Origin of the sequence: Pseudomonas agarici (assembly GCF_001543125.1) — a bacterium.
GTDB lineage: Bacteria > Pseudomonadota > Gammaproteobacteria > Pseudomonadales > Pseudomonadaceae > Aquipseudomonas > Aquipseudomonas agarici.
In genome coordinates this window covers 4,797,615-4,810,258 of record NZ_CP014135.1, presented here as the reverse complement: position 1 = coordinate 4,810,258, position 12,644 = coordinate 4,797,615, and the positions used below count along the sequence as shown (strand labels likewise).

Below are 12,644 nucleotides of genomic sequence, written 5' to 3'. Positions count from 1 at the left end.
TGTTTCACCTGGGAAGGTAGTAGGCGTAGTGATCCAGTCAGCTTCCCGTCGTGTTGAAACGGCTTTCGAATGCCGGCGAGCAGGCGTTTGAGTCGTAGGGTGCGTGCCAGCGCATCCATCATGGTGTAGCGCGTAGTCGATCGTCATCAGCACCCCCACCAAAACACCAATGTACGAACTGCCAAGGCGGCGCTTTGTCCGTTCGAATGGGAGAGTGTTATGACTTGTCACCTGTCCGGTGCGCGATCCGGCTCATGGAAACGCTACAGCTTGTTCGCGTGGATTCTCTGTCTGTTGACCGTTGCCCCTGTCGCCTGGGCGACAGATAGCCTGTTGACCATCGAATCCGCGCAATCCCCACAACAGATGCGACAAACGAATGATCCGGCGTTGGCGGCGATCCTGGGAGTACAGATGTTTACTTCGGTACATCGGGTGCAGACCCATGCGGACCTGTTGTCCGATCAACTCGACGTGGTTCGGATTCCGTTGGGCGATGGTCGTGTTGTTACCGCACGCAAGCTGTTCTACCGTACCACCGCTACCGGATCCATCTGGCGAGGGGAAATCTCCGCGCCGGGCGCAAACGACCCAGGTGGGGCCAAGCACGAGGTACTGGTCGATGAGTTGAATTCGGTGATTCTGGTGCGTAACGCCGATCAGATCACCGGGATCGTCCGGGTGGGCGGCGAAGTCTACAGAATCCTGCCACTCAATCATGGCGGGCAGGTCCTGGTGAAGGTCGATCAGACGAAGAGGGGACGCTTCGACGAGGCGAATGAACAGGGCGAGCTTGTCATTCGCAAGGACTCAGGTGCGGCAACGATGGAGTCGGAGGTCGGGCCACGCCCGCGTGACGGAATCAGCACGATCCGGGTGATGATCGTCGCCACGCCACTGGCTGTAGAGAAGCTCGGTGGCAATGCGGGCCTGCAAGCCCAGGCCGCCCTGGTGATCGAGGAGTCGAACCAATCCTTCGTCAACAGTGACATTCCTACCCGCTTCGAGAGTGCCGGTACTTACATTGTCAATTACGACCAACTGCCCCAGGCGGACGGCGATCGGCTGCTGGACAAGATCGAGAGCCGATCCGACCCGGATCTGGGGGCACCGACCTGGGCGCTACGCGATGAGCATCGTGCGGACCTGGTGGTGCTGGTGGCGGATATCCGCTCCTACTGCGGCCTGGCTACGTTGAATTCGAGCAAGGAAACGGCCTACGGGGCGGTTGACTGGACATGTTTCTCGGACGGTACGACGGTCCAGCACGAAATTGGCCACAATCTCGGTGCCGATCACACGCCCGAAGAAGCACAGGGCAATGTGTTTCCCTTTGGTTCCGGCCATCAGAAAACCTCGGGCGACATTCGTTGGTCAACGATCATGGCGCCTTACTGTTCCCGTTGCAGCGTGATCAATTACTGGTCGAACCCTTATCGCACTTACAAGGAAGCGCCCCTGGGGGTTGTGAATGTCAGCGACAACGCCAGGGTCTGGGCATTGCGGGCGCCGGTAGTGGCGAATTTCTACCCGGATCCGGTGGAAGCCCTTCCCCCCTATGCGGTGGCCAGGGCTGAGCCTTCGGCCGTGACCGGCCCACAGGTGGTCCTGCTCGATGGCTCGCAGTCTTCCGACCCGGCGGGTGGGGCGTTGCGCTATCGTTGGGAGCAGACGGACGGGACGCCGGAGGTCAGCATCACCGGCAGTTCGTCACGGGAGGCGCAGGCACGGGTTCCGGCGGTGGGGCACAGCATGATTTTCAGCTTCCGCCTGACGGTGACCAACAGTGACGAACTCAGCGATAGCCAGACTGTCAATGTCAGCGCCGAGCCTTCCAGTCCCGCTCCCGTGGCCGTCATCAGCGCCCATGAGCAGGTCGAAACCGGTAAGCCCCTTGAGTTTTCGGCGGCGGCCTCGACGGGCAACCAACTGACTTATGCATGGGTCCTGCCTGGTTTCACCCCCGCCAATTCCAGCAGCCAACGTCTCAACGCCACCGCGCCGGCCACCGCGGGAGAGCGTATGGTGCAACTCACTGTGCGTGACGCGCAGGGGCGCAACGACACAAAAACCAAGAAGGTGAGGGTGGTCGCCGGATCCGGTGGCGGAGAAGGCTGTATTCCGACCGACCCGAACGCCGGGCTTTACCCGCAATGGGATACGCTCAGGACTTATGTCGGCGGCGATATGGTGCAGCATAACGGGGTGGTCTGGCGAGCCGGCTGGTCGAGCCGTGGTATCTCGCCGGACAAAACCGATGCCTTTACCCTGATCAGCCACCTGCCGGTGCCTTGGCAGACTGGACGGCCTTATGTCGCGGGCAACCAGGTAATTCACCAGGGCAAGTTGTATCAGGCCAAATACTGGATAAACACTCAACCACCGGGTAGCGCCTGGACATTGCTCGGCGACCACATCTGTCCGTGAGGCATTGATTGAGACACTGATAGAAAGGCGCCCCGACGGAAGTCGGGGGCGTTGTTGCGTCACTCGCTGAACACCTGCGCAATCAGCCAGATATTCGCCCCGCTGATTACAGCGAACAGCCCCCAGGCGAGGCCCTGGGTATACCAACGGTTGACGAACTCGCCCATCAGGCGTTCATCGCCAGTCATGCGGATCAACGGGTACAGGGCAAACGGCAGTTGCAGGCTGAGCACCACCTGGCTCAGGACCAGCAGTTTGCCCACCGCGCCTTCGCCCATCAGCCAGACGCCGATAAAGGCTGGGATCAGGGCCAGCCCACGGGTGATCAAGCGGCGCTGCCAGCAGGGAATCTTCAGGTTCAGGTAACCTTCCATGATCACCTGCCCGGCGATGGTTCCGGTAAAGGTCGAGCTTTGCCCCGACGCCAGCAGGGCGATGCCGAACAGGGTGCTGGCGAAGGCTCCGCCGACCAGTGGATCAAGCAGGTGATAGGCGTCTTGGATCTCCACGACATCGGTGTGCCCGGACTGATGAAAGGCTGCCGCCGCGAGGATCAGAATCGCCGCGTTGACCAGCAGCGCCAGGGCCAGTGAACCGATGGTATCGACCCGCGCCAGGCGGACCGCGTCCTGACGGCTGGCCCGGTCCTTGCCGATTAACCGGGTCTGGACAATCGAGGTGTGCAGGTAGAGGTTGTGGGGCATCACCGTGGCTCCGAGGATGCCGATCGCCAGATACAGCGGCGCGGCGTCGGTCAGCGCCGACATGGACGGCTTGAAGCCGTTGAACACGTCCGGCCAATAGGGTTTGATCAGCACCAGCTCAACAAAAAAACACCCGCCGATGGTCGCCATTAACACCAACATGATCGCTTCCAGGCGCCGGAATCCGCGGTTCTGCAAGGCCAGGATCAACAGGGTATCGAAGGCGGTCAGGACAATCCCGAAAGTCAGCGAACAGCCCAGCAGCAGGTGGAAGGCCAGCGCACAGCCCAGCACCTCAGCCAGGTCCGTGGCGATGATCGAGACTTCCGCCAGCAGCCACTGGGTTCGCGCCGAACGGGGGCTGTAGCGCTCGCGGCACAGTTGCGCCAGGTCGCGACCGGTGGCGATGCCCAGGCGCGAACACAGGCATTGCACGGCCATGCCCGCCAGGCTTGCCAGCAGCACCACGAACAGCAGGTTGTAGCCATAGCGCGAGCCGGCCTCAATCGCCGTGGCCCAGTTGCCGGGGTCCATGTAGCCGATGGACACCAGCAGTCCAGGCCCGGCGAAGCGCAAGACGCGCTTAAAAAACGGCGCAGCGCCGTCGACTGCAATCGAGCCGTTCACTTCGGAGGGACAGAAGGGGGCGGTGGCCACTTTCGGCAAATTGAATTTCACGCGGCGATCCGAGGCTGAAGAGAGGGATTCCCCAGCTTAGACGCTTGCGGGTTCCAGCCCAAGCCCTGTTGGGTGACCTTGGCATCACGCGGGGATTATTGATTGATAGTGAAATGCATATTTAATAATCTATATGATAAGCATTCGTATAATCAAATAAATATTTACACGATCATGTAGTTCGAGGGGATCGAATTCCTGGAACTTCACATCACATACCAGACAGGTATCGACGAGGTATGTCTCACGGCTGCCACGGTGTCATATCACTGCTGAGTTTGCGGTCGAGGAAACACGCCGCGCTGATCAGCGCCAGGTGGGTCAGGGCCTGTGGGGTGTTGCCCAGATGCCGGGCCTGGGGATCGAACTCTTCGGCATACAAACCCAACGGGTTGGCATAGCGCAGCAGTTGCTCGAACTCCAGATGCGCCTGTTCCACGCGGCCAGCGCGAGCCAGGCACTCGACGTACCAGAACGAGCAGGCGGCGAAGGCGCCTTCGGTGCCCGGCAGGCCGTCGATGGGATGATCGTCGTTGCGATACCGATAGACCATGCCGGCGCGCACCAGGCTTTTCTCGATGGCCTCCAGGGTGGCCAGCCAGCGCGGGTCGGTGGCGCCGACAAAACGTACCAGCGGCATCAGTAGCATCGAGCCGTCGAGGCCGGTGCCACCGATATGTTGGACGAAATGCCCGTGCTCCCGATTCCAGAAGTTGTTCCAGATGTCGCTGTGGATTGCCTGGCGGGTCTTGTCCCAACGGGCGAAAGGTGCCGGTAGCGAGCGCTTGGAGGCCAGACGGATGGCGCGGTCGAGGGCGACCCAACACATCAGTCGCGAGTGCAGGAAATGGTGTTTCTCGCCGCGCATTTCCCAGATCCCGACATCGGCGTGGTCCCAGGTTGCGCAGACCTGATCGACAATCTGGCTGACATGCAGCCAGCCTTCCTGGGAAATCGCTTCGCCGTATTTGTTGGTCAGGTACACCGCGTCCAGCAACTCGCCGAAGATATCCAACTGGATCTGGTCATAGGCCTGGTTGCCGATGCGCACCGGGCGGGCATTGCCATGGCCGGACAGATGTTTGAGTTCGGTTTCGGGCAATTGCTGGGTGCCGTCGATGGCATAGAGGATATTCAGTTTCAAGGGCTGGTCACTGCAATCGCCGACGCGCCCACGCAGCCAGCGCATAAAGCCATTGGCTTCTTCGGTATAGCCCAGGCGCATGAAGGCGTAGATGGTAAACGAGGCATCCCGGATCCAGGTGTAGCGATAGTCCCAGTTGCGTTGACCGCCGGGGCTTTCCGGCAGACCGAATGTGGCGGCGGCGAGGATGGCGCCATGCTTGCGCGAGGTCAGCAGTTTGAGCACCAGGGCCGAGCGATTGACCGCTTCGCGCCAGCGACCCCGATAGTTGGAGCGGCCGATCCAGTGTCGCCAGAAGGTCAGGGTCCGTTGCAAGGCGAGGTCGCCGCCGCCGACCTTGATTCGCGGATCGTCGGCGCCGCCGAGGAGGAATTCGGCGTTTTGCCCCTGTTCCAGCCGGAAGGTGGCGACGGCGGCGTTGTGCCGCAGTTGCAACGGTTGGTCGGCACACAGGCGCAGGCTGGGCTGGTCGGGCGCATCGAAGCACACATCATGATCGTCGAGTCGGGCGCGGGTCGCGGCGCGCGCATAGTCATGGCGCACGGCGCAGCACATATGGAAGGTAGCGTGGCCGCTGACCATCCGCACCCGGCGGAGCAGCATGGGCAGGTCGTCTTCGTCGTCGCTGATGGGCAGCAGGTCGGTGATTTCTACCACGGCTCCGGCGCTCAGCCAGCGGGTCTGCAGGACATTGGTATCGGGCAGGTAGATCTGTTCGCGGCGAGCGTCGGGCAGGTCGGGAGCCAGTTGGAAAATCCCCGCCTGCGGACTGTCGAGCAGGGCGCAGAAGATCGAGGGGCTGTCAAAGGCCGGCCAGCAGAAAAAATCGACACTGCCACGGTCGTTGATCAGCGCGGCGCTGCTCATGTCGCCGATGATGCCGTGGGCCTCGATCGCGCTTTGGGGTTCTTTGGAAAGATCGACCATGGCCGCGAAACTCCTGCCTATGTAGGGGGGATGGCACTGTCAGTGTGCGCGTTTGAAGGCACTCACCAAGCTGACTGGCATTCCTCGGCGGAGTTCAGCTCGATTGCTAGTGGCCTGTACGGTGAGTTCGTTAGCTCAAGCTCGGATGCCACGCGTCCATGGCCAAGGCGCTGTGACCCGTCTAGCCGGGCTATGGCGAGGAACAGCAACGCCGGCCAGGGCTTGTGGCGCCGAAATTGACTCATAGAACTCATCACACAGGTCACTAGGTAGTGCCCCGGCGCGTCGCAGGGTTCCGGGGCATCGGCGGTCCCGATCAACGGCGAGTTGGCGGTCAGCCGGGAAGGGGGACGGGCGTGAGTAGCGGCTTACCGGCAAAATATGCCAGAAGATTCTCCGCCACCAGCTTGACCGTGGCTTCGGAGGCCTGCGGCGAAAGGCCGGCGACATGGGGGGTGAGCACGACGTTGGGCAATCCCTTGAGTACCTGCGGCACATTCGGTTCGTCATCGAAGACATCCAGCGCGGCCCCGGCAATCCGGCCTTGTTCCAGCGCGTTCACGAGGTCGGCGGTCCGCACGACGCTGGCGCGGGCGATATTGACGATGAATCCTTCCGGTCCCAGGGCTTCCAGGGCTTGTCGATCGATCAGGCCGTGGGTGCCGGCGCCGCCCGGCGTGGCGACGATCAGGAAGTCCGAGGCCTGCGCGAGTTCGACCGGGGTTGCGCAATAGGCATAGCCGATGTCCTCGCGCTGGCGGCGGTTGTGGTAGCTCACCGACATACCAAAACCGAGGGCCGCGCGTTGGGCAATCGCCACGCCGACCGCGCCCATGCCGAGAATGCCCAGGCGCTTGCCGCCCAGGGACGGGCGCATCAGCTTGCGCCATTCGCCACGGCGTACCGACGCATCGGCCCGGGGAATATCGCGCACCAGCGACAGCAGCAGGGCCATGGCGTGATCGGCTACCGACGAGGCGTTGGCACCGGCACCGTTGGTCACGACGATGCCGCGTTGCGCGGCGGCGTGCAGGTCGACCTTTTCGTAACCGGCGCCAATCACGCAGATGATTTCCAGCAGGGGCAAGGCGGCGATTTCATCGGCGAACAGGCCCAGCGGGCCGCGAGTCAGGACGGCATTGATACGCTGGCCGTGAGCGGCGATGGCTTCGGCTCGCAGCACGGCCGTCGGTGCTCGAATCAGCTCGAAGCCATGGTGCTCGATAATCGGCAAGTATTCGTCGACGGTTTCGGTCAACACCAGAACTACGTTGGACATGCGGCTCTCCGCCTTCGGTCAGTGGATGGCGGCAAACTACTCCTGAGTTGCCGTTGCGGGCAAGCCCGCTCTCGCCCGACGACATGGTTTCTCGCAGGGCAGGCGTTGCCCCCAAAACCCAGAAAGCCGGATCGCCGCCGGGTGCCGGTTTTGCACGGTTGGACGCCGCCGTCTGGCGGGTTACTGCTCGGACACGGCAACTCCGGGACTGAGCTGATCGATCCAGTAGCAAAGCTTATGCGGCCTTTTGCCATGAATTGGCCAGCAGGACTCGGTTTTCTTGCTTATACCTTATGCACCATCCCGAGGTTACTCGAGAGATCAGCTTCTCCCGATGCTCTGGTGGTCCATTTAACAGCAGGGTTGGAAATACCATGAACATCGATGCTAAACCGCACAAAGTAATGCTATTTCTGTGTTTGTTCGGGTTCTTGTCTACAGGGGCGGCGGCTACTGATTCACCGCTTTCTTCAGGAGTAGATCATCCACCTGGAGTTCGCATCTGGAGTGTTCCAGTCATTGATGCTCGTAATACGATGGTTGTTTGTGTCAATTGCTCGCCTGAGCCGAGTTTCAAGTTTCCCGGTCATGAAAGCGCGCTCTCAAGCCTGGTGGCTAATAGATACGTTGGGTCTTTGCGTGCCGCAATGTACTGGCAAGATACCGGGCATCAGATGCAATCCAAGGCCCATTTTGACAACTGCGACTTTTCTGGCGCCGAAGAGTACATTGATCAATTGTTGAGTGAGGTGGGCACCAGAGCGAACTTTGCAAAAGAGCTAGAACTGCAAGGAAGTATGATGGCGTATGAAGCGGCACTTCAGAAAGCTTTCTTTTCTTTAGGCCAGGCGTTACATGCCGTTCAGGATTTTTATGCCCATTCCAATTATGTTGAATTGTCCGAGGAGCAATACAGCACCTGGGCGCAGGTGCCTGCGATCAGTGTATGGACACCCGAGGGCAGGTTACGCGTGCGGGAATTGCGCGAACATGGGCTTGTGTCGGGCTATGTCAGTTGGGGCAGTCCGAAGCGTTGTGCAATCGGCTCGCCAACCCATGGGCAACTCGCAAAGGATAGCGCCAAGGCAGGTTCGCCTGGCGCTTTGCAGAGTTCGCGTTTTCCAAATATGACTCGCTACGCCATGGCTGTGGATCTGGCTAAGAAAGACTCAGCCAATTTGATCAAGTATGCATTTGAGAAATGGCCGATTCTGCTCAAGGCCAATGGCGGCAAAGTAGGTTTTGATGTGTTGGTCGATCGCCGCTTGCTTTCTGCGGGTTAAATGCTGGTCGCAGGAGCCGCTCCGCGCCATGCAACATACCAGGGGCGAGACGAGAAGCCCGTGGGCGTCGACGGAATCATGGCGATTTGCACCACCCGCCCGATTTTAGCGGCCTGGCGCCATTTTTACCGGGCAGCCTGGCTTATGTGCCTTCTGTCCGGCGTCCATGCTGGAGACGAGGCATGTCGGCCTGTTACCATTCGCCCTTTGTTTTATCTCTATTTCGAGACCGCCCATGACCACCGTTCGCACTCGCATCGCGCCATCGCCTACTGGGGACCCCCATGTTGGTACCGCCTACATCGCCTTGTTCAACTACTGCTTTGCCAAGCAGCATGGCGGTGAGTTCATTCTGCGGATCGAAGACACCGATCAGTTGCGCTCGACCCGCGAGTCCGAACAGCAGATTTTTGATGCGCTGAACTGGCTGGGCATCACCTGGGCCGAAGGCCCGGACGTGGGCGGGCCGCACGGCCCGTACCGGCAGAGCGAGCGTAGCGAGATCTACAAGCAGTACACCCAACAATTGGTCGACATGGGTCATGCCTTCCCCTGTTTTTGTACCGCCGAAGAGCTGGACCAGATGCGCGCCGAGCAGATGGCCCGTGGCGAGACCCCACGCTACGATGGTCGTGCGCTGTTGCTGTCGAAGGACGAAGTGGCCCACCGCCTGGCGGCTGGCGAACCCCATGTGATCCGCATGAAGGTGCCGACCGAGGGCATCTGCGTGGTGCCGGACATGTTGCGCGGCGACGTCGAGATCCCCTGGGATCGCATGGATATGCAAGTGTTGATGAAGGCCGATGGCCTGCCGACCTACTTCCTGGCCAACGTGGTCGATGACCACCTGATGGGCATCACTCATGTGCTGCGTGGCGAGGAGTGGCTGCCGTCGGCGCCGAAACTGATCCTGCTCTACGAATACTTCGGCTGGGAACAGCCGCAGCTCTGCTATATGCCGCTGCTGCGCAACCCGGACAAGAGCAAGCTGTCCAAGCGCAAGAATCCGACCTCGGTCACTTTCTACGAGCGCATGGGCTTTATGCCCGAGGCCATGCTCAACTACCTGGGTCGTATGGGCTGGTCGATGCCTGACGAGCGCGAGAAGTTCTCGCTGCAGGAAATGGTCGACCACTTCGACCTGTCCCGTGTCTCTCTCGGCGGGCCGATTTTCGATATCGAGAAGCTGTCCTGGCTCAACGGCCAGTGGCTGCGCGAACTGTCGGTGGAACAGTTCGCCAGTCGCGTGCGCCATTGGGCATTGAATCCTGAGTACCTGATGCGGATCGCGCCGCTGGTCCAGGGCCGCGTCGAGACTTTCAGCCAGGTCGCGCCACTGGCGAATTTCTTCTTCGCCGGCAGCCTGGCGCTGGACGCCAAACTGTTCGAGCACAAGAAGCTCTCAGCGGATGAGGTGCGCAAGCTGATGCAATTGATCCTGTGGAAGCTGGAGAGTCTGCGCCAGTGGGAAAAGGACAGCATCACCGCCACCATCCAGGCAGTGGTCGATGCTTTGGCGCTTAAGCTGCGTGATGCCATGCCGTTGATGTTCGCCTCGATTACCGGGCAGGCGAGCTCGGTGTCGGTGCTTGATGCGATGGAAATTCTCGGCCCCGACCTGACGCGCTTCCGCCTGCGCCAGGCGCTGGACCTGCTGGGTGGCGTCTCGAAGAAAGAAAACAAGGAGTGGGAAAAGCTGCTGGGCACGATTGCCTGAGTCCGTGGCCGCCACGCCACCGCGGTTTCATTGGCAGGAGGCGTGGCCGCCACCCCCGGTTTTTCGCAGAGGCCGGTAAGTGATTGTTATCCCGGAAAATTTCTTTGAAAATTGTTTAAAAAAAATTTGACAGGGAAGTAGGTCACACTTAATATGCGCCCCGTCCACAAGACAACACGCAAACAGGGCAGCCATAGCGCTGTGGCGTGAGTGTTGAATGTGGGGCTATAGCTCAGCTGGGAGAGCGCTTGCATGGCATGCAAGAGGTCGACGGTTCGATCCCGTCTAGCTCCACCAATTTAGAGGTCGCAGGGTAGGCTACACTACTCTGGGGCTTGTACCGAAAGATCGGAATCAGCACCGATCAGGTACACAAGGGTTACGTCCCCTTCGTCTAGTGGCCTAGGACACCGCCCTTTCACGGCGGTAACAGGGGTTCGAGTCCCCTAGGGGACGCCAGCTTTACAGAAGTGATAGCGCAAATTGCCGTCACTCCGCCGCGAGGCGAAAAACCTGGGGCTATAGCTCAGCTGGGAGAGCGCTTGCATGGCATGCAAGAGGTCGACGGTTCGATCCCGTCTAGCTCCACCAAATTTACAGTTCAGGGCCTGGCCACACTGGCCTTGAATTGATCGGTATTGAGTGCCGATCAGCTGTATAGAAGGGTTTGTGTCCCCTTCGTCTAGTGGCCTAGGACACCGCCCTTTCACGGCGGTAACAGGGGTTCGAGTCCCCTAGGGGACGCCACGATTGCCCGCTTTGCGGGATTTTATAAGGGTCATTCACTTATTGAATGGCCCTTTTGTTTGTCTGGCGTTTGACCTTTTCGCGCTGAATTCCGTTTTTGTTGCACGCCGCCCAGTCGGCGGCGTTCTGACAGGTTGCACCTCTGGTCCGAGGTGGCACGCAATGAGCACTTTGGGCTGGATCCGTTACACTGCCCCGGTCTTTGAATTGACCGGGAGTGATACATGAGCTGGGATCTGGCGACACCCTTCACCCTCGACCTGCAGGTGGCCGCCGAGGACATCGACGGCCTCGGGCACGCCAATAACGCGGCGTATGTCACCTGGCTGGAACGTTGTGCCTGGCGTCATTCGCAGCGCCTGGGGCTGGACCTGGCCGAGTATCGCCGGCTGGACCGAGCGATGGCGGTGGTGCGGCACGAGATCGATTACCTGGCGCCAGCCTATGAAGGCGACGAACTGCAACTGTCCACCTGGATCGTCGAGTGGGACCGGCGCCTGAAAATGACTCGCCGGTTCCAACTGGTCCGTCCCAGCGACAACCTGACGCTGTTGCGCGCGCAAACCACCTTTGTTTGCATCGAGCTGTCCAGTGGCCGGCCCAAGCGCATGCCGGCGGAGTTTCTCGAAGGCTATGGTTCGGCGGTGCAGCCGGTCTGAGGAGGTACCGGTTTACGCAAGAAGCCCGTAAACTGCGGCCCTTTTTCTGTGACCGTTTTTTTCGATGAGAGTACCGATGCAAATTGCCCTGGCGCCCATGGAGGGATTGGTCGACAACATCCTGCGCGATGTCCTGACTCGGGTTGGCGGCATCGACTGGTGTGTCACCGAGTTTATCCGGGTCAATGACTCGCTGTTGACGCCAGCCTATTTCCACAAGTTCGCCCCCGAATTGCTGAGCGAAGCCCGGACCGCTGCCGGCGTGCCGCTGCGGGTGCAGTTACTGGGTTCCGATCCGGTGTGCCTGGCGGAAAATGCGGCATTGGCGTGTGAGCTGGGGTCGCAGGTCATCGACCTGAACTTCGGTTGTCCGGCCAAAACGGTGAACAAGTCCCGGGGCGGGGCGGTGCTGCTCAAGGAGCCGGAACTGCTCAACAGTATCGTCGAGCAGGTGCGCCGGGCGGTGCCTGCGCATATCCCGGTGACGGCGAAGATGCGCCTGGGCTTCGACAGCCCGGATGGTGCGCTGGTCTGCGGCATCGCTCTGGCCGAAGGCGGCGCATCGCAGATTGTCGTGCACGCACGAACCAAGGTCGACGGCTACAAGCCACCGGCTCATTGGGAGTGGGTGGCGCGGGTACAGGAAGTGGTCAAGGTGCCGGTGTTCGCCAATGGCGATATCTGGTCGGTGGAAGATTGGCGGCGTTGCCGCGAAGTCAGCGGCGCCGAGGACTTCATGCTCGGTCGCGGCCTGGTGTCACGCCCGGACCTGGCCCGACAGATCGTGGCGGCGCGGGCTGGCGAGGAGGTGGTCGAGATGAGCTGGGCCGACCTGCAACCGTTGATCCGCGACTTCTGGGCACAAGTGGTCACGCAACTGACGCCACGCCAGGCGCCCGGCCGCCTGAAGCAGTGGCTGGCGATGTTGACCCGCAATTACCCGCAGGCCGTCGAGCTGTTCAATACCGTGCGCCGGGAGACCGATTGCGACGCGGTCGGGCGCCTGGTGAATGCGCCGCTGCCTGAAGTCGCTTGAAAAAAATCTGCACACTCTCTTGAAATGCATGGCGGTGCTCCTA

8 protein-coding genes and 4 tRNA genes are annotated in these 12,644 nt (G+C 60.6%); 9 read left to right on the top strand and 3 right to left on the bottom strand.

All coding sequences use genetic code 11. From position 1 onward, the window contains the following. The first annotated feature begins 219 nt into the window (after window positions 1–219). The gene (locus tag AWM79_RS21055) at window positions 220–2,427 is read left to right on the top strand and encodes a PKD domain-containing protein (protein ID WP_026013367.1); all 2,208 of its coding nucleotides are present in this window, start codon (window positions 220–222) and stop codon (window positions 2,425–2,427) included. Between the two features lie 59 nt (window positions 2,428–2,486). Here AWM79_RS21055 and AWM79_RS21050 read toward each other — a convergent pair whose 3' ends face one another. The 3 genes from AWM79_RS21050 to AWM79_RS21040 all read right to left on the bottom strand — a co-directional run bounded on the left by AWM79_RS21050 (window position 2,487) and on the right by AWM79_RS21040 (window position 7,159). Further along, the gene (locus AWM79_RS21050; RefSeq protein ID WP_017133672.1) at window positions 2,487–3,809 is read right to left on the bottom strand and encodes an Nramp family divalent metal transporter; all 1,323 of its coding nucleotides are present in this window, start codon (window positions 3,807–3,809) and stop codon (window positions 2,487–2,489) included. 244 nt (window positions 3,810–4,053) lie between these two features. After that, on the bottom strand, window positions 4,054–5,880 hold the full coding sequence (locus tag AWM79_RS21045) for a glycoside hydrolase family 15 protein (RefSeq protein ID WP_017133671.1): 1,827 nt from the start codon (window positions 5,878–5,880) through the stop codon (window positions 4,054–4,056). A gap of 334 nt (window positions 5,881–6,214) precedes the next feature. Continuing rightward, complete coding sequence (locus tag AWM79_RS21040; RefSeq protein WP_060783711.1) at window positions 6,215–7,159, bottom strand: 2-hydroxyacid dehydrogenase; 945 nt, start codon at window positions 7,157–7,159, stop codon at window positions 6,215–6,217. Between the two features lie 374 nt (window positions 7,160–7,533). On the opposite strand from AWM79_RS21040, the gene AWM79_RS25135 reads away from it, so the two are divergent. The 8 genes from AWM79_RS25135 (at window position 7,534) to AWM79_RS21000 (ending at window position 12,601) form a co-directional block, all read left to right on the top strand. Beyond that, a complete protein-coding gene (locus AWM79_RS25135; RefSeq protein ID WP_167375438.1) occupies window positions 7,534–8,442 on the top strand; it encodes an HET-C-related protein in 909 nt (302 codons plus the stop codon). A gap of 235 nt (window positions 8,443–8,677) precedes the next feature. Beyond that, a complete protein-coding gene (gene gltX / locus AWM79_RS21030) occupies window positions 8,678–10,159 on the top strand; it encodes a glutamate--tRNA ligase (protein WP_017133668.1) in 1,482 nt (493 codons plus the stop codon). 221 nt (window positions 10,160–10,380) lie between these two features. Continuing rightward, a tRNA-Ala gene (locus AWM79_RS21025) sits at window positions 10,381–10,456 on the top strand. Between the two features lie 86 nt (window positions 10,457–10,542). Then, window positions 10,543–10,618: transfer RNA gene (locus AWM79_RS21020), tRNA-Glu, on the top strand. 56 nt (window positions 10,619–10,674) lie between these two features. Continuing rightward, window positions 10,675–10,750: transfer RNA gene (locus AWM79_RS21015), tRNA-Ala, on the top strand. Between the two features lie 80 nt (window positions 10,751–10,830). Then, window positions 10,831–10,906: transfer RNA gene (locus tag AWM79_RS21010), tRNA-Glu, on the top strand. Window positions 10,907–11,130: 224 nt separating this feature from the next. After that, a complete protein-coding gene (locus AWM79_RS21005; protein ID WP_060783710.1) occupies window positions 11,131–11,565 on the top strand; it encodes an acyl-CoA thioesterase in 435 nt (144 codons plus the stop codon). Between the two features lie 76 nt (window positions 11,566–11,641). Next, window positions 11,642–12,601, top strand: coding sequence for a tRNA dihydrouridine synthase (locus tag AWM79_RS21000; RefSeq protein WP_060783709.1), 960 nt, complete (start codon window positions 11,642–11,644; stop codon window positions 12,599–12,601). Window positions 12,602–12,644: the final 43 nt, after the last annotated feature.